The sequence below is a fragment of the Variovorax boronicumulans genome (assembly GCF_030812215.1).
Lineage (GTDB): Bacteria > Pseudomonadota > Gammaproteobacteria > Burkholderiales > Burkholderiaceae_C > Variovorax > Variovorax boronicumulans_C.
Window position 1 is genome coordinate 139,135 of sequence record NZ_JAUSSG010000009.1, and the last position, 21,432, is coordinate 160,566.

Sequence of the window (21,432 nt, forward strand, 5' to 3'; positions counted from 1 at the left end):
CCGGCTGCTCCCATCGATCCGCGGAGCACCGGACAAGCACATGAAAAAGACCTACACCGGCGGCTGCCACTGCGACGCCGTGCGATTCGAAGCCGACATCGACCTGAGCCTGGGCACCCTGCGGTGCAACTGCGCGATCTGCACCCAGACGCGCTTCTGGCCCGCCATCGTCGCGCCCGACGCCTTCCGGCTGCTCGCGGGCGAATCCGAACTCAGCGAGCAGATGCTCGACACCAGCAACAGCCACTACATCGTGTGCAAGCGCTGCGGCGTGCGCGCATTCGGAGTGGGCCATTCGCCCGAAACCGGCGCAAGCGCCTACGGCGTGAACGTGACCTGCCTGGACGATGCGGACCTGGACGACCTGGCCAATTCGCCGATCAGCTACGTGGACGGCCACCGCGGCGCCTGGCATGTCGCGCGCACGGCGATCGGCACCTGACGGACACAATCGCTTTCCGCCAGTACCAATCCCAAGACCAACACCAACACCACCAGGAGACAACCTCATGCCCATCGAACTCTGGCTCGCCTTCGTCGCGGCCTCCGCCGTGCTGCTGATCATTCCGGGGCCGACCATCCTCACGGTGATCAGCTACTCGATGTCGCACGGCCGCCGCGCCAACGTGCCGCTCATCGCCGCGGTGGCGCTGGGCGATTCGACCGCGCTGGTGGTGTCGCTGCTGGGCCTGGGCGCGCTGCTGGCGACCTCGGCCTTCTGGTTCACGGTGGTGAAGTGGATCGGCGGGTTGTACCTGCTGTACCTGGGCATCCGCCTGATGCGCGCCGGCATCATGTCCACCGAGATGGCCGCGCCCGCGGCGCCGGCCTCGCGCTGGAAGCTCTTTGCCAACACCTACCTGGTGACGGCGCTCAACCCCAAGGGCATCGTGTTCTTCGTGGCGTTTCTGCCGCAGTTCATCAGCCCGGCCGCCGACGTGACGCGACAGATGTGGGTGCTGGCCGTGACCTTCGTGGCGATGGCCGCGCTGAACGCGACCCTGTATGCCGTGTTCGCGGCCTCGGCGCGCAAGCTGCTCTCGTCGCCGCGCGCGCAGCGGCGCTTCAATCTCACAGGGGGCTCGCTGCTGAGCGCGGCCGGCATCTGGGCGCTGATGGCGCGCCGACCGGGGTAAGACGAGCCGCTCAAGAAAAAGGCCGCGAAGCGCAGTGCTTCGCGGCCTTTTTTCTTTTCTTTAGCGGTTCGGGTTGTTCGGCGCCCGGTCGTAGCGGTTCGGGACACCGTCGCCATCGCGGTCGCGGTCATAGCGGTTCGGCACGCCGTCGCGATCGCGGTCGCGCTGGGCGCGCGGCGGCGGGTTGTTGTCATACGGTGCGACCACGCAACCGGCCAGGGCGGCCGACGCGGCCAGCAAAACTACCAGTGTCTTCATCATCATGATGCGTTTCTCCTTGGAGTGGTTATGAAACCGCGCTCGCCTCCAGCGAGCCGGTAGGGCATTGAAGGCCACGCCGGTACGCATTGGGTTTCTCCATTGAAGCCTTCGCGTGAAGTTCGTTACCGGATGTGGAATCTGCTGTGAACTTTGGGTCGAAGTCTTCGCCCCGGCAAGGCGGCAAGCCACCCGTTGCCGAGTAGGCGGGGTTCCCGTGGTGCATCGCAGAGAATGCGGGCAACCGTCCTGAACCATCCCTTGCCTTCGATGCAGTTGCTTGCGCTTTCCATTCACAGGGCCTTCGCCGTGGCCGTGCTGTCCGCGGCCTGCGCGCACCCGGCCTGGGCACTCGTCAGCTTCGAGGACGTGAAGCGCGATTTCCGCTCCTCCGACACCGCCGTGCTCGACCGCAACGGCGAGTTGCTGCAGCGTGTGCGCACCGACGCCACCGTGCGGCGCGGCCAGTGGATCGCGCTGGCCGACGTGTCGCCAGCCCTGCGCACGGCCATGGTGCTGAGCGAAGACCGGCGCTTCTACGAACACAGCGGCATCGACTGGCGCGCGGTGTCCTCCGCGGCCTGGAGCAATCTCTGGAACACGCGCACCCGGGGCGCATCGACCATCACGATGCAGCTGTCGGGCCTGCTCGACGAGGACCTGCGCCGCGCCTCCGGCGGCCGCAGCTTCACGCAGAAGATCGGCCAGACCGTGGCCGCCACCCAGCTGGAGCGCAACTGGCGCAAAGACCAGATCCTGGAGGCGTACCTCAACACCGTGCCGTTTCGCGGCGAGATCGTGGGCATCGACGCGCTCTCGCGCACCCTGTTCAGCAAGGCGCCCAGCGGCCTCGACGCACGCGAGGCCGCCGTGGCCGCGGCGCTGGTGCGTGCGCCCAACGCGAAGCCCGCGCTCGTCGCGCAGCGCGCCTGCGAGGTGCTGCGCGCGATGGAGCCCGGGCAGAAGGTCGATTGCGATGCGATCGACATGTTCACCAGCGCGGCGGTGCAGCGGCGCGCCTTCGACGCGAACGAGGGCATCGCACCGCACGCCGCGCGGCGGGTGCTGCGCGAGATGCGGGATGCGGCAACACCCGCGCCGACCACCCAGCAGAAGGGCAAGGACACGAGCGTGCGCACCACGCTGCGCGCACCGCTGCAGCGCTTCGCGCTCGACTCCCTGCAGCGCCACCTTCGCGAACTGCGCGACCGGCACGTGGAGGACGGCGCGCTGGTCGTGCTCGACAACGCGAGCGGCGAAGTGCTCGCATGGGTCGGCTCGTCCGGCCCGCTGAGCCAGGCCGCCGAGGTCGATGGCGTGACCGCATTGCGCCAGCCGGGTTCCACGCTCAAGCCGCTGCTCTACGGCCAGGCGATTGCCGAGAAGCGGATCACCGCCGCCTCGCTGATCGAGGACTCGTCGGCGCAGATCGGCACCGCGAGCGGCCTCTACATTCCGCAGAACTACGACCGGCAGTTCAAGGGCCCCGTCTCCGCCCGCACCGCACTGGCGGCGTCGCTCAACGTGCCGGCGGTGCGCACGCTGGTGATGGTGTCGCCCGAATCGTTCGCGCGCAGCCTGCGCGCGGCCGGCCTGCCGCTGCGCGAGAGCGGCGACTACTACGGCTACAGCCTCGCGCTCGGCAGCGCGGAGGTGTCGCTGCTGTCGCTCGCCAACGCCTACCGCATGATGGCCAACGGCGGCCGCTACGGCACGACGACGCTGACCGCACGGCCGCCGGCATCTGCCGCCGACAAGGCCAAGGCCGCGGCCGTCCCGCCACTGCTCGATCCGCGCGCCGCCTTCATCGTCGGCGACATCCTCTCCGACCCGAACGCGCGCACCCGCACCTTCGGCCTGGACAGCATCCTCTCGACCCGCTTCTGGACCGCGGTGAAGACCGGCACCAGCAAGGACATGCGCGACAACTGGGCCGTGGGCTGGTCGCAGCGCTACACGGTCGGCGTGTGGGTGGGCAATGCGAGCGGCGCGTCGATGTGGGACGTGAGCGGCACCAGCGGCGCCGCGCCGGTATGGGCCGAGGTGATGCGCTTCCTGCACGCGCGCGAGCCGAGCCGCGCGCCCGCGCCGCCCGCCGGCCTCGTCGAGGCACGCGTGGCGTTCGGCCCCGCGGCCGACGGCAACGCCATCGAGGCCGCGCGCAGCGAATGGTTCCTGCAAGGCACGGAACAGCCGCTCTTCGCGCTCGACACCGGCATGGCGACCGACGCCTTCGCCGCACGCATCACCGCGCCCTCGGACGGCACCATCATCGCGCTCGACCCCGACATTCCGCCGCTGCGCCAGCGCGTGCGCTTCGAGTCCGAGGGCCGCGGCGTGCAGTGGCGCATCGACGGCAAGTTCTTTGCGCGCGGCAACAGCGCGCAGTGGCTGCCATGGCCGGGGCGCCATGTGATCGAGCTGGTCGATGCTTCCGGCAAGGTGGTCGACCAGCGCAGGCTCGAGGTGCGCGGCGCGGGCGTGGTGACGAAGAGCGCGCGCCGATGAGGATGCACGGCGGCACGACAGCAACGGCAACGACAACAACGACCGTCGCAACTGGAGGACCGATTCCGATGCAGTGTCGCAAGGGGCAGAAGACAGCCTGGCCATGGCTGCAGTTGTGGATGGGGCTTTTGTTCATCGCCATGCTGGCCTGGCATGGCGGCGCACAGGCCAGGCCAGTCCCGGTGCCTCCGATGGACTCGCGCGTGGTGGACCTCACGAAGACGCTGGACACGCGCGAGGCCGACGCGCTTCGCAGCGACATCCGCGCCCTCGAGCAGAACACGCAGGCTCAGCTCGCGGTGCTGATCGTGCCGACCACGGGCGAGGACTCCATCGAGCAATACGCCACCCGCGTCTTCGCAGAGTGGCAGCTGGGCCGCGAGGACGAAGACGACGGCGTGCTGCTGCTGGTGGCGCTGAAGGACCGCAGGATGCGCATCGAAGTCGGCACGGGCCTGGAAAGCAGGATCACCGACATCCAGGCCGCCCGCATCATCGACCAGCAGATGAAGCCGCGCTTTCGCGACAACGACTACACCGGCGGCATCCAGGCGGCCGTGCAATCGCTGTCGCGGCTGATCGATCCGCCCACGGCGATGCTGCCGATCGAGCCCGAAGCGTCCGTGCCGGAGGAAAAGAAGCCACACCCGCTCGCAGCCTTTCTGCAGCCGGCAGACGACATGCAGATGAAATGGGCCGCGATCGGCGTGATGCTCTGGACGCTCGCCATCGGCATCTGGTACGGACGCAGCGCGCCCGCCGACGGGACCGGGCCGCGCGTGGTGGTGCGCGGCACGGGCAAGCGGGTCCGCAAGGCGCGCCGCGCCGCCGAACGCGAGGCCGCGGTGGCCACGGCGCTGTGGGCCGACCTGCAGACGCAGGAAGCGCCGCCCCGAAAACGGCCAGGCCGGCTCACGGTACTGGGGCTGGTCCTCGCCGGCCAGGCGGCCGCGTCGCTGGCGGTGATGAATCTCGCGCTGCCGCTCTTTCTCCTCACGCCCGCCAGCCTGGTGTACGGCATCGGCTACCTGTCGGGCAGGTTCAAGGGTGCACGCCGGTTCTTCATCGGCCTGGCGGCGCTGATCGCGGGCCTTGTCGCCCTCGGCGTCTACCTCGGCGCAGACCGCTTCTTCTGGGGCCTGCTCTGGGCCATGTGCGGCGGCGGCGTGCTGCTGTTCGCAAGCCTGATCGCCATCGGCATGCGAAAGAGCTGGCAACGCAGCCAGCTGGGCTTCTTCATCCGGTGGTTCATCGTGCTGGGCATCCTCGGCTTCATGCTGATGGAGACGAACCCGGGCCCGGTGCCCGACGAGAGCTGGATCCCCGCCGCGCTGGCGACCTTCCTTGCGCTGCTGTTCGCATTCCTGCCGTTCGAGGGAAGCGGCGGTGGCGGGCGTGACGATGACAACGACGGCAACGACAGCGGATGGAGCAGCAGCAGTTCTTCAAGCAGCAGCAGCTCGTCGTCTTCGTCTTCCGACAGCGGCGGGGGTGGCTCCAGCAGCGGCGGCGGGGCGTCGGGCAGCTGGTGACAGGGTACCCACCCGGTCAAACGCCAGCTATTCACCGCCTCGCGAGTGCCTTAGGATGGCGCCGCCTCCCACTCCCACGGCCTCCCTATGGATTCATTGACCGCACTCTGGGGTGACTTCCTCGTCTTCGCGGGCGTCATCTTCGGCATTCTGCGGAAAGTGCCCGATGTCTTCTGGGCCGCATTGATCGCCGCGGCCCTTGCCCTGTGGGGCGTGAAGGTGGCCAACCGCGACAACGCGCGGCACTTCATGCGGCAGCTTCGGCACGACAAGGACGAGAAGGCCGCGCAGCGGCTGGCGGACCTGCGCCGCGACGTGTACCTGCATGCCATCGACCAGTTCGTGCATGCCAGCTCCTACCTGAGTTCGCTGCCGATCGCGGACCTCAACAAGGCCGATGCGGCGCAGCCGCTGCAGGGCTTCTTCGCAGCGGCCGCCAAGCTGCAGATGGTGTCGGAGGCCAAGACTTCCGCGCTGGTGTCCGACCTGATCGGCACCTTCAGCGCGTTGCATTTCAAGCTGATCGGTGCGGCACAGCCGATCCAGCAGGTGCTCAGCGAGATCGACTTCTACACGACGCTCTGCGAAGGCGCGGTGGCCGAGCAGAAGCGCGCGCTCTCGGCCATCGACCAGTTCGTGCCCTCCGGCAATGCCGAAAGCGACGAGGCCCGGCGCCGCGCGCTCGACCTCGCGCTCGACACCCAAACCAAGTTCCTGCGGGACCACAGCGAGACCCGCCAGGCCCTGCACGTCGAGCGGCATGCGCTGCACGGCGAGTTCGTGAAGAGCCTGATGCTGGGGCTGCAGGCCATCAACACGAAGATGCAGCCGATCATGGTGGCGATCCGGCGCGAGCTGAACATCGACAGCCAGATCGATGTCTATGCGGACGCCGTGTCCGAGCAGCAGGACCGCGTGGCGGGCGCCGTCGCCGAACTGATGGCGCAACTGGACGACCCGCGGCAAGCGCCGCCTCGGACGAAGCCCGCCAGCCTCGAGAACCGCTGACCCCGGTAGCAGGCCGAAGGGCGAAGAGCCCATGAGGCCGACTGCGGCTTTTCGCGGGTGCCAAAATTCATCCAATGATTGAATGAATAGGCACCCTGAAGACATGCTCGCCCAAGCCCCCCGAACCTCGCTGGCGGACGCCGCCGCCGACAGCATCCGCAACGAAATCTCCGCAGGCCGCTGGGCCATCGGCACGCGCATTCCCATCGAGCCGCAGCTCGCGCAGTTGCTGGGGGTGAGCCGCGGCACGGTGCGCGAAGCGGTGAAGACACTGGTCTCGCGCGGGCTGCTCGAAGTGCGCCAGGGTTCGGGCACCTACGTGCGCTCGGGCTACGACCCCTCGGCCAGCCTGCAGAAGATGCGCCTGGCGAGCCTGCGCGACCAGTTCGAAGTGCGCCGCGCGCTCGAGGTCGAAGCCGCCCGGCTCGCCGCGGTGCGCCACACCGCGCGCGACCTGCGCCGCCTGCACACCCTGCTGGACAAGCGCGGCGTGCCCGATGCGGACGACGACGGCGACGGCTTCATCGAACGCGACCTCGCCTTCCACCTGGCCATCGTCGACATCTCGGGCAACCTCGCGCTGGCCGAGACCTGCCGCTTCATCACCGGCTACATCAAGGAAACGATCGCCAGCACCATGAGCACCAGCCTGCCCGAGCCCGACGAGGCCGCGCACCGCGCCATCGTCGAAGCCATTGCGAGCCGCGACCCCGAGCGCGCCGCCACCGCCGTGCGCGACTTCATGGCGCCGATGCTCGACATGCTGGCGCGGAGGACCGCATGAGCGCCGCGCCGGGCCGTCCCAATCAAGCGCGCACCGCGGTGCGAGGCACGAAGGCATTCCAATGAGCGCGATTCCTTTGCAACCCGCCACCGCGCACCGCGCCCAACCTTCCCAGGCCAGTACCACCGAAGAGCTGCTGATCGACGCCGAGGTCGACAGCCAGCCCGCGCCTCGCCCCACGCCAGCCCCCAGCCTCGCCCGCCGCATCCTGCTCGGCGCCAGCGTGGTGCTGATCGCCTTCAACCTGCGGCCGGTGTTCGCGAGCCTCTCGGTCGTGCTGCCGGAGATCATCCAGGCCACCGGCCTCTCGGCCACGGCAGCGAGCCTCTTGACCACGCTGCCGATCCTGTGCCTGGGCATCTTCGCGCCGCTCGCACCCTGGCTCGGCCGCCGCTTCGGCACCGAGCGCACGCTCCTCGGCTGCATGGTGCTGATCCTCGTGGGCACGGTGCTGCGCGGCACGGGCAACATCCCGCTGCTGTTCCTGGCTTCGGCCGTCGCGGGCAGCGGCATCGCGGTGTCGAACGTGCTGCTGTCGGGCCTGGTCAAGCGCGACTTCGCGAAGCAGGCGGCGCTGATGATGGGCCTCTACACGATGGCCGTGTGCGGCGGCGCGGCCAGCGCCGCGGGCCTCACCGTGCCGCTCGAGCATGCACTGGGCGGCGGCTGGACCTACGCGCTGGCCATGTGGGCCGTGCCGGCCTTGCTGGTCACGCTGATCTGGGCGCCCCAGGCGCTGCCGCTCAAGCCGGTGGCGAGCGAGTCGGGCTTTACCGTGCAGGGCCTCTGGCGCGACCGGCTGGCGTGGCAGGTCACGCTCTTCATGGGGCTGCAATCCGCCCTCGCCTACATCGTGATGGGCTGGCTCGCGCCGATCCTGCGCGAGCGCGGGCTCGGCGGCGAGATGGCCGGCTACGTGGTGTCGCTGTCGGTCATGACACAGGTGGTGACCTGCCTCGTGGTGCCTGCGCTGGCCGTGAGGCTGCGCAACCAGCGCGGCCTGGGCGTGGTGCTGGCGCTGCTCACGGTGAGCGCGATGCTGGCCATGCTGTTCGCGCCGCTGGGCGGGGTGTGGGTGTGGATGTGGGCCGTGATTCTGGGCATTGCGCAGGGCGGCACCTTTGCGCTCGCGCTCACGATGATCGTGCTGCGCTCGCGCGACTCCCATGTCGCAGCGCACCTCTCGGGCATGGCGCAGGGCGTGGGCTACATGGTGGCCGCCTGCGGGCCGCTGCTGGCCGGCCTGCTGCACGGGTGGACGGGGAGCTTCCGCGCCTCGGCGTGGCTCTTCGTCGGGTTGGGCATCGCACTGGTGATCGCCGGGCTGGGCGCGGGGCGCACGCTGTACGTGGGGGCAGTGACGGTGCCGAAGCACTGAGAAGGTGTGAACGGGGACCTGCGCCCGATGAGGTACAACCTCGCCTCGTGAACACCACCCCCTCGCACTCCCCCGTCCTCCGTCTTCAGGACATCGGCTTCGCCTACCCCGGCCAGCCCGCCATCGCCGCCGGCTGGAACGCCTCCATCGGCCCGGGCATCACCCTGCTGTACGGCGACACCGGCGCCGGCAAGTCGGCGCTGCTTCAGGTGATCGCAGGCGCGCTGCCTGCCACCCAAGGCCGGCTGACGGTCGCGGGCACGAGCCTCGATGCATCGCCCGAGGCGTATCGACGCCACGTCTTCTTCGTCGACCCGGCCACGGACCGCTTCGACCAGATCACCGCGCGGGACTGCACCGCGACCCTCCGCGAAGGCGACACCGGCTTCGACGAAGGCCTCTGGGAGGCCCTGGTCGAGGGCTTTTCCCTGCCCCCGCACATCGACAAGCCGATGTACATGCTCTCCACGGGCTCCAAGCGCAAGGTGTGGCTGGCCGCCGCCCTCGCCTCGGGCCGTCCGCTGGTGCTGCTGGACGAGCCGACCGCGGCGCTGGACGCCGGCTCGGTGCGCTGCCTGTGGGGCGCCCTGGCCGACCTGGCGGGGCAGCCCGGGCGGGCCGTCATCGTCGCCAGCGCCGCGCGGATCGACGAGGTGCCGCTGGCCGCCACCATCGAGCTTCCCCTCCATTGACAGAGCCTTGCGCGGGGGGATAACCCCGGCGGCTGTCCGGGCGGGTCGCCGCCCGGCGACAATCGCGGATTCCGGCGGTCAGATCCCGCCGGAAGTTCCGCCACCCCGACCCCCTCAGCTTTACGGAAGCAAGCGCATGAGCACGAAGCAACCCACCATCGTCTACACCCTGACCGACGAGGCGCCCCTCCTGGCGACCTACGCGTTCCTCCCCATCGTGCGCGCCTTCACGGCCCCGGCCGGCATCAACGTCGAGACGAGCGACATCTCGGTGGCCGCCCGCATCCTGGGCGAATTCCCCGAATTCCTGAGCGACGCGCAGAAGGTGCCCGACAACCTGGCCGAGCTGGGCAAGCTCACGCTCAAGCCCGAAGCCAACATCATCAAGCTGCCCAACATCAGCGCCTCGGTGTCCCAGCTCAAGTCGGCCATCAAGGAGCTGCAGGACAAGGGCTACAAGATCCCCGACTACCCCGAGAACCCGACCACCGACGAGGACAAGGACATCCGCGCGCGCTACAACAAGTGCACCGGCAGCGCCGTGAACCCGGTGCTGCGCGAAGGCAACTCGGACCGCCGCGCCCCCAATGCGGTGAAGGAATACGCCCGCAAGAACCCGCACAGCATGGCCGAGTGGAGCCAGGCCTCGCGCTCGCATGTCTCGCACATGCATGGCGGCGACTTCTATCACGGCGAAAAGTCCATGACCCTGGACCGCGCGCGCAACGTCAAGATGGAACTCCTGACCAAGAGCGGCAAGACCGTGGTGCTCAAGTCCAAGGTCGCGTTGCTGGACCGCGAGATCATCGACTCCATGTTCATGAGCAAGAAGGCGCTCCTGGCCTTCTATGAAAAGGAGATCGAGGACGCGCACAAGACCGGCGTCATGTTCTCGCTGCACGTGAAGGCCACCATGATGAAGGTCTCGCACCCCATCGTGTTCGGCCACTGCGTGAAGATCTTCTACAAGGAAGCCTTCGAGAAGCACGGCAAGCTGTTCGACGAGCTGGGCATCAACGTCAACAACGGCATGGTCGATCTCTACAACAAGATCGCCACGCTGCCCCAGAGCAAGCAGGACGAGATCAAGCGCGACCTGCACGCCTGCCACGAAGGCCGCCCCGAGCTGGCCATGGTCGACTCGGCCAAGGGCATCACCAACTTCCACTCGCCCAACGACGTGATCGTGGACGCATCGATGCCCGCAATGATCCGCAACGGCGGCAAGATGTGGGGCGCCGACGGCCGCCTGAAGGACGTGAAGGCCGTGATGCCCGAGTCGACCTTCGCCCGCATCTACCAGGAGATCATCAACTTCTGCAAGTGGCACGGCGCCTTCGACCCCCGCACCATGGGCACCGTGCCCAACGTCGGCCTCATGGCCCAGAAGGCCGAGGAGTACGGCTCGCACGACAAGACCTTCGAGATTCCCGAAGACGGCGTTGCCAACATCACCGACCTGGACACCGGCGAAGTGCTGCTGAGCGAAGAGGTGGAGCAAGGCGACATCTGGCGCATGTGCCAGGTCAAGGACGCCGCGATCCGCGACTGGGTGAAGCTGGCCGTCAACCGCGCGCGCAACTCCGGCATGCCGGTGGTGTTCTGGCTCGATGCCTACCGCCCGCACGAGGCGCAGCTGATCACCAAGGTCAAGATGTACCTGCACGAGCACAACACCACGGGCCTGGACATCCAGATCATGAGCCAGGTGCGCGCCATGCGCTATACGCTCGAGCGCGTCGTGCGCGGCCTGGACACCATCAGCGCCACCGGCAACATCCTGCGCGACTACCTCACGGACCTGTTCCCCATCATGGAACTGGGCACCTCGGCCAAGATGCTGTCGATCGTGCCGCTCATGGCCGGCGGCGGCATGTACGAGACCGGCGCGGGCGGCTCGGCCCCCAAGCATGTGCAGCAACTGGTGGAAGAAAACCACCTGCGCTGGGATTCGCTGGGCGAGTTCCTCGCACTGGCCGTGAGCCTGGAAGACCTGGGGCTGAAGACCGGCAACGCGCAGGCCAAGATCCTGGCCAAGACGCTGGACACCGCCACGGGCAAGCTGCTGGACAACAACAAGAACCCCTCGCCCAAGACGGGCCAGCTGGACAACCGCGGCAGCCAGTTCTACCTGGCCATGTACTGGGCGCAGGAGTTGGCCGCGCAGACCGACGACAAGGAACTGCAAGCCAAGTTCAAGAAGCTCGCCGAGACGCTGACGGCCAACGAGAAGAAGATCGTCGACGAACTCGCGGCCGTGCAGGGCAAGCCGGTGGACATCGGCGGCTACTACCTCGCGGACAAGGAAAAGTTCGAGGCCGTGATGCGCCCGAGCACGACGCTGAACTCGGTGCTGGCATCGGCGCAAGCCTGACGACACAGGCGGCATCCATGCTTCATCGCTGAAGCCTGATGCGCGCCCGGACAACGGCCTGCCGCACACGCGGCGGGCCGTTGTCGCTTGTGAGTGAGGCTGGGTCCACCGCCAACCCGAACCGAGGAGACGGCATGCAGATTCGCGAATTCACCGCTTCGGACCTCGACGCCGTCTACCGCCTGCTGGCGGCCAACGGATGGTCGCACCGGATTCCGGACGAGGCCTTTCTCGCGCGGCTGATTGCGGCGTCCGAGCACGCGTGGGTCGCCGTGCTCGATGGAGAAATCGCCGGCTTCGCGCGCGCCCTCACCGACGGGCTCTCCAACGGATACCTGTCGATGGTGGTCGTCGCCGCGCCGTTTCGCGGGCGCGGCATCGGCCGTGCGCTGGTCGAGCACATCGTGGGCGCCGGGGACAGCGTCACCTGGGTCTTGCGTGCAGGCAGGGAAGGCGCGCCGGCCTTCTTCGCCAAGTTGGGCTTCGTGCACTCGACCCTCGCGATGGAGCGACCGCGCACGGCGCAGGGCTAGACTGCTCGTCCGTCGACCACGCTGCGAAAGGCAGGCCATTCATGAAACCCTGGTTGATTTCCATCGCGTGCATCGCAACGGCCGGCGCAGCCCATGCCGCCGAGAGCTGCGAAGCCCTGCGCGCACAGATCGAATCGAAGATCGGCGCCGCGGGCGTCACGCGCTTCGCGGTGCTCGTCGTCGATGCCAACGTGCCGGCGGCCGGCCAGGTGGTGGGCAGTTGCGAACTGGGCACCAAGAAGATCGTCTACCAGCGCGAGGGCGCGGGATCGGCTCCCGCGGCAGTCCCGGCGCCGGCCCGCTCGCCCGAAGACGACGACATCCTGACCGAATGCAAGGACGGCACCGTGTCCATCGGCGGCGACTGCAAGCGCTGACGACTCAAGAGGAGCAACGATATGGCTGACAGGATCCTGGTGTTCTATGGCTCGTACCGCTCGGACCGCATGGGCGTGCGGCTCGCCGACTTCATCGTGGCAGGCCTCCAGGCGCGAGGCGCAGATGCGGAGTTGATCGACGCCAAGGCCGTCGACCTGCCGATGCTCGACCGCATGTACAAGGAATATCCGAAGGGCACGGCGCCCGCGGCCATGGAAACGCTGGCGCAGAAGATCCGCGCGGCGGACGCCTTCATCTTCGTGACCGGCGAATACAACTGGGGGCCGCAGCCCGGCCTGAAAAACCTGACGGACCACTTTCTGGAAGAGTGGTTCTGGCGGCCGGCCGCTGTCGCAAGTTATTCGGCGGGACGGTTCTCGGGCGTGCGCTCGGGGACGGTGTGGCACTCGATCCTGTCGGAGATGGGGATGGTGGTGGTGTCGAGCACGTTGGCGGTGGGGCCGATTTCGCAGACGCTGGATGCCAGCGGGAAGCCGACAGGCAGTGCGGGGGAATCGCTGGCGCGGGCCTTTCCCCGGTTTGCCGATGACCTGGCGTGGTGGACCGAGGCTGCGCGCGAGCAGCGGGCGCGAAAGGCGCCGCCCTACTGACGCAGAGCGGCCAGCACCAAGGCCATCTTCTGCAGCGCCGCCTCGGGCGTCGCCTCGATGTGGATCGAGCAAGCCAGCATGAGATTCAGCGGCTGGCCGAAGTCTTCGACCGCGATGCCGGTGCCGCTCTCGCGCAGCACACCGTTCGCGTCATGCGTGCATGACAGCGCGGCACGCGCACGGTCCGCATAGCTGCCCTCGGGCACGCCATAGGCCACGACGGGAATGCCCAGCGCCACCGCAGCGCCGACCTCGAACACCGTGCCCGAATCCGGCTCCAGCCCTCGGAAGGACGAAAGGTTCGCCACCACGCCATCGGCGCCGCGAAGGCGCTGCATGTTGGCTTCGTAGATGCGCTTCTCCAGCGCGTCGGGTGAAGGTTCTTCTTCGCCGTCGGCGGGCAGCAATGCCGCCAGGCCCAAGGCATCGCACGCCACCTTGAGCCGCACGAAATGGTCCCTCGCGTCCGGACGGAAAACGTCCGGGCCCGCGAGGTAGATCCGGGGGCGCGCCGGGGTGTCGGAGGTTTGGTCCATGGCAACAGCTTCGTCGATTTCCGGGCTCAGCTCAATATGCGACGAAGCACTGCATCCCGGCACGGCGCATCACTGCGGCGGCGGAGACGGCAGCGGACGCGACCACAGCCACGTCAGCACGACGGCCATGCACCCGATGGCCAGCGCGGCCATCCACGCGCGATGGGCCGTGAACGACACGATGACGGCGCAGGCCGCCATGGTGATGGTCGCGCTCCACTTCGCTCGCCGGCTCACGGTGCGGCCGTTCTCCCAGTTACGCAGCAGCGGACCGAAGAGGCGGTGATTGCGCAGCCACGCGTGCAGCCGCGGCGAGCTGCGCGCGGCGGCCCATGCGGCCATCAGGATGAACACGGTGGTCGGCATGCCCGGCAGCACCACCCCGATGAGCCCGAGGACGAGGCACAGCACCGCGAAGCAGTGCAGCAGCACGCGTGCAAGCAGGGACAGGGGCTTGGGGCCAGGGTTCAACGCAACGTTCTCAAGAGGAATCGGACGGCGACGGCAGGCTGGAGTGGTGCCTTCGCCAGCAGCCATTCTTCACCAGCTTTGGGCCGACGCGCCAGCGAACCGGTATCGCGAGGACTCACCGACAGCGGTGAGCCGAAGGGTCTTGTCGGCTGACCGGCTGCTGCCGAAGATGGCAATGTCCCCCGGTCCCGAAGGGGCGGTACAGTCTCACCCGGTATCGAAAGCAGTTCTAAAAAAGGGAGTGTCACCATGATTTTTCAGTTCATCTTTCCGCGCAAGACGTTGGCCCTGTGCCTGGGCTCGTTCTTGACGGCCGCCTCGTCGGTCCATGCCGTCGAAGCGACACACCGGCAGTCGAGCGAGCAGAGTGCGCTCGTTGAAACACTGCCCGCACCAGCGCCTGCAGAAAGAGTCATCGTCGAGGGACCGGGGCCCTACGGTGTCGATGCGCAAGGCGTCAAGCGCCACCTGGCCGCAAGCCTGAAAACCGACGCGGGCCTTTTCCCACGCAGCGAGGTGCGCACCTTCTTCGATGGCGATGTGAAGATGAACTATCAGGTCGCACGCCCCGCGATCGATCGTCCCTTCGGCAACGAGCAGGCCATCGTCGAGGTGATCCCGATGACGAACGCTGTCCACCGTGCGGTCCGCGCGGTTTTCGCGAACTGACGTCCGGGCACAAGCGGCATCCCGTTCGCTGCTTTTCGCAGAATCAGGCAAGAACCCCGTTCAATCCGGATACCGCTCCATCCCTCATCCGCACGAAACTTCTTCCCATGCCCGGCGCACCCCCTGCGCCACGGTTCACCACCAGCACGAGGAGTTTTGTATGAGCGCAATCCAGGAAAAAGTCGTCCTCATCACCGGTGCGAGCGGTGGCATCGGCGAGGCCACCGCGCGGCTGCTGGCGCGGCGCGGGGCCAGCGTGGTGCTCGGTGCGCGACGCACCGACAAACTCGAAGCCCTCGCCGCCGAGATCAATGCCACGGGCGGCTCGGCGAGCTTCCAACACCTCGATGTGACGCACCGGCCCAGCGTGGAGGCCTTCGCCGAGTTCGCCTTCGACACGCACGGCCAGATCGACGTGCTGGTCAACGCGGCGGGCGTCATGCCGATGTCGCCGCTGTGGAACCGCAAGATCGAAGAGTGGGAACTCATGATCGACGTGAACCTGCGCGGCGTGCTGCTCGGCGTGGCCGCCGTGCTGCCGACGATGCAGCTGCAGGGCTGGGGCCACATCGTCAACGTGACTCCAATGGCCGCACAGGGCGTGACGCCCGAGGCGGCCGTGTACCACGGCACGCAGTACGCGGTGAACGCGATCTCCGAAGGGCTCCGGCAAGAGCACGAGGGTCGCCTGCATGTCACGGTGGTGAGCCCCGACGTGACCGGCTTCAGCGACCCGCTGGCCGAGCGCCTCGCGGCGAGCTACAGCTTCGAGCGCATGCGTACCCGACGACGCCTTGCAACGCCAGCCGAGAGCGTCGCGCGATCGGTTGCCGGTGCCATCGAGGGATACGGCATCACGATGCCGGTGCGGCCGGGTACCGTGTCAAGGACGATCGAGCACGCGTGGTGATCGGCGAGCTCGACGAACCTGGCGGACGGCGGCGGCCGCGTCAGTAGGTCTTGTACGGCAGGAACTTGCCCGACAGCACCACGTTGACGCGGTCGCCCTTCGGATCGGGCTGGCGCTGGATGTCCATGCTGAAGTCGATCGCGCTCATGATGCCGTCGCCGAACTCCTCGTGGATCAGCTCCTTGATGGTGGTGCCGTACACGCTCACGATCTCGTACCAGCGGTAGATGAGCGGATCGGTCGGCACAGGCGTGGGCAGCGATCCTTTGTAGGGCACGACCTTGAGCCACTTCTGCTCCTCGGGCGTGAGGCCGAAGATCTTGCCGACCACCTTGGCCTGCTTGTCGTCGAGCGTCATCTGGCCGAGGCACGCGGCGGTGGTCCACTCTTTCGACTGGCCCACCTTCCTGGCCACGTCGGCCCACTGGATGCCCTTGGACACCTTCACGGTGATGATCTTCTCGGTGACGTCGTTGCGATTCATGCGGGTTTGCTCCTGATTGAAATTGAGAGTGCGTGATGGGGTCACGACGCCTTGGCGCGCGTGACGAGGAAATCGACGATGTGGTTGCGCAGCGCGTAGTAGCCGTCCAGGTGGTGCAGCGAGGCGCGGGTGCGCTCGCGCGGCAGCGGGTTGACCACAGTCTCGACGATGTTGCCGGCGCGGTAGCCGCCGCCGGGCTGGTCGGTGCCGTTGGTCATCAGCAGGATGCGGTCGGCCAGCAGGATGGCCTCGTCCACGTCGTGCGTGATCATGAAGACCGTCTGCTGCGTCTGGCGCACGATGGTCATCAGCTCGTCCTGGATGGTGCCGCGCGTGAGCGCATCCAGCGCACCGAAGGGCTCGTCGAGCAGCAGCATCTTGGGCTGGATGGCAAAGGCGCGCGCAATGCCCACGCGCTGCTTCATGCCGCCCGAGAGCTGCGAGGGCTTCTTGTCGATGGCCGCCTGCAGGCCCACCATGTCCACGAAGCGCTCGACCTGCTTGTCCACGTGCCCGGCCGACCAGTCGGGCCAGCGCGAGGACACGGCGAAGGCGATGTTCCTGCGCACGGTGAGCCAGGGCATGAGCGCGTGGCTCTGGAAGACCACGCCGCGCTCCAGGCTCGGGCCGGCGACCTCGCGGCCGTCCATGAACACATGGCCCGCGCTCGCCTGGTCCAGGCCCGCCAGCACGTTGAGGATGGTCGTCTTGCCGCAGCCCGAGTGGCCGATGATGCAGACGAACTCGCCGCGGTCGAGCGTGAAGGACACGTCGGCGAACACGGGCCGCGCGGGAACAAAGGCCTTGGCCAGGCCCTCGATGCGCAGGAAGCCGCCGGTGGCGGGCGGGGGCGTGGAAGCAGGAGTCATGAGAGGAGCGCCTTGTGCCAATCGATCACTCCACATAGGTCACCTTCCGCTGCAGGCCGGCAAAGGCCTGGTCGAGCAGCATGCCCACGACGCCGATCACCAGGATCGCGAAGATCACGTTGGTAAGCGAGAGGTTGTTCCACTCGTTCCACACGAAGTAGCCGATGCCGGTGCCGCCCACGAGCATCTCGGCCGCGACGATGACGAGCCAGGCGATGCTCATGCTGATGCGCATGCCCGTGAGGATGGTGGGCGCGGCCGCCGGCAGGATGACGCGGAACGCGCGGCGCAGCGGCTTCACTTCGAGCGTGCTCGCCACGTTGAGCCATTCGCGCTTGACCGAGGCCACGCCGAAGGCGGTGTTCAGCAGCATCGGCCACACCGAGCAGATGAAGATCACGAAGATGCCGCTGACCGACGAGTCCTTGATGGTGTAGAGCGCCAGTGGCATCCACGCGAGCGGCGAAATCGGCTTGAGCACCTGGATGAACGGATCGAAGGCCTTGTGCAGCAGTGGCGACATGCCGATGACGAAACCCATCGGCACCGCCACCACGCAGGCCAGCAGAAAGCCCAGCCCCACGCGGACCAGCGAATAGGCCAGCTGGATCGCAATGCCCTTGTCGTTCGGCCCGTTGTCGTAGAACGGGTTCGACAGGTGCTTCCACGCGGTGGCGCCCATCTCGGCCGGCGTGGGAAAGCCCGAGCTCTTGACCTGGCCCTGGGTCGGGTCCTTGCCGAGCATCTTCTGGTACTCGATCTGCTCGGCAGTCATGCCGGCCGTGGCGTCGACGTTGGCCGCCGGCAGGGTGGCGAGCTGCCACACGCCGATGAGCAACAGGAACATCAGCAACGACACCAGGGCCGCCTTCATCGACAGCGTTTGCTTCTTGCGCATGGCTCAGGCCATCTTGCTGATGGCGAAGCTCTTGACGTAGTCGTCGGGCTTCGCGGGGTCGAACACCTTGCCCATGATGGTGAACTTGGGGTACGCGCCATCGGGCGTGCCCTGGCCGAGTTCCTTCATGCGCTTCTTCGCGTCGGTCAGCAGGAACACCTTCTCGGCGATCTGCTTGTAGTTGACGTCGCCCTTCACGTAGCCCCAGCGCTTCATCTGCGTGAGCATCCACACCGCCATCGACTGCCAGGGAATGGGGTCGAAGTCGGCGCGGTCGGGCACGGTGCGGATGTTGCCCAGGCCGTCGGCGAACTTGCCGGTGAGCACCTGGGTGAGCACGGTCTCGGGCTGGTTCAGATACTGCGCCGGCGCGATCACCTTGGCGATGAGCTCGCGGTTCTTCGGCTCGCGTGCCATGGCCGATGCGGTGAGCACCGCGCGCACGAGCGCGGCGAAGGTGTTGGGGTTCTTCTCGATGAACTCGGTCGAGGTGCCGAAAGCGCAGCAGGGGTGGCCGTTCCACAGGTCCCGCGTCAGCAGGTGCAGGAAGCCGATTTCCTCAAACACCGCGCGCTGATTGAAGGGGTCGGGGCCGAGGTAGCCGTCGATGTTGCCCGCGCGCAGGTTGGCCACCATCTCGGGCGGCGGCACCACGCGGATCTGGATGTCGGTGTCGGGGTTCAGGCCCGCCTCGGCCACGTAGTAGCGCAGCAGGAAGTTGTGCATGCTGTACTCGAAGGGCACGGCGAACTTCATGCCCTTCCACATCTTGGGGTCGCGCTTGTCCTTGTGCTTGTTGGCCAGCGTGATGGCCTGGCCGTTGGTGTTCTGGATGGTCGCGACGTTCATCGCCACCTGGTTGGAGCCCGCGCCCATCGAAATGGCCAGCGGCATCGGCGACAGGAAGTGCGTGGCGTCGTATTCCTTGTTGAGCATCTTGTCGCGGATGAGCGCCCAGCCTGCGGTCTTCACCACATCGACGTTGAGCCCCTGCTTTTGATAGAAGCCCAGCGGGTGCGCCATGATCAGCGGCGTGGCGCAGGTGATGGGGATGAAGCCGATCTTGAGGTTGGTCTTCTCGAGCGGCGCCTTGTCCTGCGCCATGGCCTGCAGCGCGCCCAGCGGCAGCACCGAGGCGATGGCGGCGCGCGCGGTGTTGGCGCCCACGGCGCGCAGGAAGTTTCGGCGCACGCTGTCCACCGGGAACAGCGCCTTCATCAGGCTGGCTTCGAGCTTGTCGTCGGGACTGACGTCGATCTCGGCACCGCGGCCGTGGTTGCGGCCGCAGGCGCAGCGCATGTTCAGTGGCCGGTCGGCGTCGTAGAGATCGCAGGCGGTCGAATCGGATGGGCTGGACATGGCGATGCACCTCGGTGAAAAGATGCTTGCCACGATGCAAGGCTCGGGCCGGATGCGAGGCCAAAAGGCCTCCAGCGCTCAGATCGTGCCGCGCTTGTCGAGGGCTTGTAGGGCTGGCACTACAAGACGGCCGCTGCTGGCTCCCATTTCAGGCTGCGGGCGCCGCCTTTCCGTGGCGTTCGGCATACAGCGCGAGCTCCACGTCGTTCTTGGTGCCGGTCTTTTCGAGAATGCGCGCGCGGTACGTGCTGACGGTGTTGGGTGCGAGGCCAAGCTGTGCACCGATTTCGCTCACGCTGTGCCCCGCGCTGAGGAGGCGGTAGACCTGGTGCTCGCGGTGCGAGAGCTGCTCGGCGCCCTGCCCGGCGCTGCGGCCCACCGCGGCGGCCAGCGCCTCGGCCGTGGCCGCCGAGACGTACAGCCCGCCGGCCGCCACCTTGCGCACGGCGCTCACCATGTCGTCGGAATCGGCGCTCTTGTTCAGGTAACCGGAGGCGCCGAGCTTGATGCAGCGCACCGCGTACTGCTTCTCGGGGTAGGTGCTGAGCATCAGCACCGGAAGCGTCGGCCAGTCCTTGCACAGCGCCTGCAGCACGTCGAGGCCGTCGCGGCCGGGCAGTGCAATGTCGAGCAGCACCACGTCCAGGCCCTCGGGGCCGCCCAGTTCCTGCACGGCGGCGATCACCTCTGGGCCGGTCTGCGCCTCGGCGCGCACGGTCATCGAGGGCAGGCCGTTGGAGAGGTCGCCCAGCATCTGCTTCAAGCCCTCGCGCACGATGCGGTGGTCGTCGCCGATGAGCACGCGGATGTCGTTCATTTCAGGCCTCCACCGCCGGCAGCGGCATGGGCAGGCGCAGGCGGAAGGTGCTGCCCTCGCCCACCCGGCTTTCGATGTCGATGCGCCCGCCGAAATGGCGCGCCCGCTCGCGCATGCCGAGCACGCCATACGAGGTGGCGGCCTCGAAGGCCTGCGCCGGTGCGCCGACGCCGTCGTCGCGCACGCTGATGCTCAGTTGCTGTGCCTCCACGCCGATGCGGATGTCCAGGCTGCGCGCCTTCGCATGGCGGCCTACGTTGCTCAGCATCTCCTGGAAGATGCGGAACACCGCGATGGCGGCCGGCTCGGGCAGCTCCACGCCCGTCGGCACGTCGAACTGCCAGTCGAGCGCCAGCTCCGCCGACTGCACGAACTCGTGCGCCTGCCATTCGAGCGCGGCCCACAGGCCCTGGTGATCGAGGATGCTGGGGCGCAGGTCGGTGATGATGCGGCCCACGTTGTCGACTGCGCGCTCGATCAGCTGGCTCATGTTGCCGCACTTGCAGCGCATCTGGTCGCGCATGGATTGCGCCGCATCGGGCGTGCGCTCCTGTTGCTCGCCCAGGCGCTTGCCGATCCAGTTGACGTCCATCTTGAGCGCGACGAGCAGGCTGCCGAGTTCGTCGTGCACCTCGCGCGCGATGCGGGTGCGCTCGTCTTCGCGCACCTTGTCGAGCCAGGCGGAGAGTTCGCGCAGCTGCACGAGCGCGTCGCTGAGTTCGCGCGTGCGCTCCTGCACGCGCAGGCCCAGTTCGTCCTTGGCCTGCTGCAGCGCCTCGGCGTGGCGGCGGCGCTCGGTGATATCGACGAAGGTGATGACGGCGCCGCGCACCTGCGTGCCGTCCATGATCGGGTGGCTCGAATATTCCACCGCGAAGGCGGTGCGGTCGCGGCGCCAGAACACCTCGGTGTCGATGCGGCACGGCAGGCCGCGGCGGAAGGCGTTGAAGATCGGGCAGTCGGTGTCGGCGTAGTGCGAGCCGTTGGGGTGCGAGTGGTGCGTGAGCTCGTGCATGTTCGAGCCGATCACGTCGCGGGCCTCGTGGCCCAGCATCTGTGCGCCGGCCCGGTTGATGAACATGCAGTGGCCGTCCAGGTCGATGCCGAAGATGCCCTCGCCGGTCGACTCCAGCAGCAGCCCCAATTGGTGCTGCCAGAGCGGATGGCTGGCGGTCGGGTTCAGTACGGGCGTCTCCATGCACCAAAAGCAAGCAACAGCCGTGCCCG

General features: G+C 67.7%; 23 protein-coding genes. 14 read left to right on the top strand and 9 right to left on the bottom strand.

Features of this window, described 5'->3' with window-relative positions:
• Window positions 1-40: 40 nt before the first annotated feature.
• The gene (locus tag J2W23_RS23220) at window positions 41-442 is read left to right on the top strand and encodes a GFA family protein (RefSeq protein ID WP_176661465.1); all 402 of its coding nucleotides are present in this window, start codon (window positions 41-43) and stop codon (window positions 440-442) included.
• Window positions 443-509: 67 nt separating this feature from the next.
• Window positions 510-1,136 carry a LysE family translocator gene (locus tag J2W23_RS23225; protein ID WP_176661466.1) on the top strand — a complete coding sequence of 209 codons (627 nt, stop codon included), beginning with the start codon at window positions 510-512 and terminating at the stop codon, window positions 1,134-1,136.
• A gap of 60 nt (window positions 1,137-1,196) precedes the next feature.
• Here J2W23_RS23225 and J2W23_RS23230 read toward each other — a convergent pair whose 3' ends face one another.
• A complete protein-coding gene (locus J2W23_RS23230) occupies window positions 1,197-1,400 on the bottom strand; it encodes a thrombospondin type 3 repeat-containing protein (RefSeq protein WP_373423977.1) in 204 nt (67 codons plus the stop codon).
• Between the two features lie 264 nt (window positions 1,401-1,664).
• On the opposite strand from J2W23_RS23230, the gene pbpC reads away from it, so the two are divergent.
• The 10 genes from pbpC (at window position 1,665) to J2W23_RS23280 (ending at window position 13,192) form a co-directional block, all read left to right on the top strand.
• A complete protein-coding gene (pbpC, locus tag J2W23_RS23235; RefSeq protein ID WP_307650535.1) occupies window positions 1,665-3,902 on the top strand; it encodes a penicillin-binding protein 1C in 2,238 nt (745 codons plus the stop codon).
• 68 nt (window positions 3,903-3,970) lie between these two features.
• Window positions 3,971-5,434: a TPM domain-containing protein gene (locus tag J2W23_RS23240; RefSeq protein WP_307650422.1), complete on the top strand. Its 1,464-nt coding sequence runs from the start codon at window positions 3,971-3,973 to the stop codon at window positions 5,432-5,434.
• 87 nt (window positions 5,435-5,521) lie between these two features.
• Window positions 5,522-6,442 carry a hypothetical protein gene (locus J2W23_RS23245; RefSeq protein ID WP_307643424.1) on the top strand — a complete coding sequence of 307 codons (921 nt, stop codon included), beginning with the start codon at window positions 5,522-5,524 and terminating at the stop codon, window positions 6,440-6,442.
• A 103-nt stretch (window positions 6,443-6,545) separates the two neighbouring features.
• Window positions 6,546-7,226, top strand: coding sequence for a FadR/GntR family transcriptional regulator (locus tag J2W23_RS23250; protein WP_307650423.1), 681 nt, complete (start codon window positions 6,546-6,548; stop codon window positions 7,224-7,226).
• 61 nt (window positions 7,227-7,287) lie between these two features.
• Window positions 7,288-8,604, top strand: a complete 1,317-nt coding sequence (locus J2W23_RS23255) for a CynX/NimT family MFS transporter (RefSeq protein ID WP_307650424.1) — start codon at window positions 7,288-7,290, stop codon at window positions 8,602-8,604.
• Between the two features lie 47 nt (window positions 8,605-8,651).
• Window positions 8,652-9,296 (top strand): ABC transporter ATP-binding protein, encoded by a 645-nt coding sequence (locus J2W23_RS23260; protein ID WP_307650425.1) that lies wholly within the window; start codon window positions 8,652-8,654, stop codon window positions 9,294-9,296.
• Between the two features lie 136 nt (window positions 9,297-9,432).
• Complete coding sequence (locus J2W23_RS23265; RefSeq protein WP_307650426.1) at window positions 9,433-11,670, top strand: NADP-dependent isocitrate dehydrogenase; 2,238 nt, start codon at window positions 9,433-9,435, stop codon at window positions 11,668-11,670.
• A 134-nt stretch (window positions 11,671-11,804) separates the two neighbouring features.
• Entirely contained in the window at window positions 11,805-12,203 is a 399-nt protein-coding gene (locus tag J2W23_RS23270) for a GNAT family N-acetyltransferase (protein WP_307650427.1), read from the top strand.
• A 41-nt stretch (window positions 12,204-12,244) separates the two neighbouring features.
• On the top strand, window positions 12,245-12,580 hold the full coding sequence (locus J2W23_RS23275) for a DUF1161 domain-containing protein (protein ID WP_176661474.1): 336 nt from the start codon (window positions 12,245-12,247) through the stop codon (window positions 12,578-12,580).
• Window positions 12,581-12,601: 21 nt separating this feature from the next.
• Window positions 12,602-13,192, top strand: a complete 591-nt coding sequence (locus J2W23_RS23280) for an NADPH-dependent FMN reductase (RefSeq protein WP_307650428.1) — start codon at window positions 12,602-12,604, stop codon at window positions 13,190-13,192.
• On the opposite strand, the gene J2W23_RS23285 is transcribed toward J2W23_RS23280, so the two are convergent.
• Both J2W23_RS23285 and J2W23_RS23290 read right to left on the bottom strand, forming a co-directional pair.
• The gene (locus tag J2W23_RS23285) at window positions 13,186-13,728 is read right to left on the bottom strand and encodes a nucleoside 2-deoxyribosyltransferase (RefSeq protein WP_307650429.1); all 543 of its coding nucleotides are present in this window, start codon (window positions 13,726-13,728) and stop codon (window positions 13,186-13,188) included. The two genes, J2W23_RS23280 and J2W23_RS23285, sit on opposite strands and share 7 nt — an antisense overlap.
• A gap of 69 nt (window positions 13,729-13,797) precedes the next feature.
• On the bottom strand, window positions 13,798-14,199 hold the full coding sequence (locus J2W23_RS23290; RefSeq protein WP_176661477.1) for a YbaN family protein: 402 nt from the start codon (window positions 14,197-14,199) through the stop codon (window positions 13,798-13,800).
• A gap of 249 nt (window positions 14,200-14,448) precedes the next feature.
• Between J2W23_RS23290 and J2W23_RS23295 the strand changes: the two genes are divergently transcribed.
• Both J2W23_RS23295 and J2W23_RS23300 read left to right on the top strand, forming a co-directional pair.
• Window positions 14,449-14,868, top strand: coding sequence for a hypothetical protein (locus J2W23_RS23295; RefSeq protein ID WP_176661478.1), 420 nt, complete (start codon window positions 14,449-14,451; stop codon window positions 14,866-14,868).
• 160 nt (window positions 14,869-15,028) lie between these two features.
• Window positions 15,029-15,778: an SDR family oxidoreductase gene (locus J2W23_RS23300; protein WP_307650430.1), complete on the top strand. Its 750-nt coding sequence runs from the start codon at window positions 15,029-15,031 to the stop codon at window positions 15,776-15,778.
• Window positions 15,779-15,818: 40 nt separating this feature from the next.
• Here the strand turns inward: J2W23_RS23300 and cynS are convergent, their stop codons facing one another.
• The 6 genes from cynS to J2W23_RS23330 all read right to left on the bottom strand — a co-directional run bounded on the left by cynS (window position 15,819) and on the right by J2W23_RS23330 (window position 21,403).
• A complete protein-coding gene (cynS, locus tag J2W23_RS23305; RefSeq protein WP_176661480.1) occupies window positions 15,819-16,262 on the bottom strand; it encodes a cyanase in 444 nt (147 codons plus the stop codon).
• A gap of 41 nt (window positions 16,263-16,303) precedes the next feature.
• The gene (locus J2W23_RS23310; RefSeq protein WP_307650431.1) at window positions 16,304-17,131 is read right to left on the bottom strand and encodes an ABC transporter ATP-binding protein; all 828 of its coding nucleotides are present in this window, start codon (window positions 17,129-17,131) and stop codon (window positions 16,304-16,306) included.
• 25 nt (window positions 17,132-17,156) lie between these two features.
• Window positions 17,157-18,029 carry a nitrate ABC transporter permease gene (ntrB, locus tag J2W23_RS23315; protein WP_307650432.1) on the bottom strand — a complete coding sequence of 291 codons (873 nt, stop codon included), beginning with the start codon at window positions 18,027-18,029 and terminating at the stop codon, window positions 17,157-17,159.
• Between the two features lie 3 nt (window positions 18,030-18,032).
• Window positions 18,033-19,388: a CmpA/NrtA family ABC transporter substrate-binding protein gene (locus tag J2W23_RS23320; RefSeq protein WP_176661483.1), complete on the bottom strand. Its 1,356-nt coding sequence runs from the start codon at window positions 19,386-19,388 to the stop codon at window positions 18,033-18,035.
• Between the two features lie 148 nt (window positions 19,389-19,536).
• Window positions 19,537-20,205, bottom strand: coding sequence for a response regulator (locus tag J2W23_RS23325; RefSeq protein WP_307650433.1), 669 nt, complete (start codon window positions 20,203-20,205; stop codon window positions 19,537-19,539).
• Window position 20,206: 1 nt separating this feature from the next.
• Window positions 20,207-21,403 (bottom strand): sensor histidine kinase, encoded by a 1,197-nt coding sequence (locus J2W23_RS23330; protein ID WP_307650434.1) that lies wholly within the window; start codon window positions 21,401-21,403, stop codon window positions 20,207-20,209.
• Window positions 21,404-21,432: the final 29 nt, after the last annotated feature.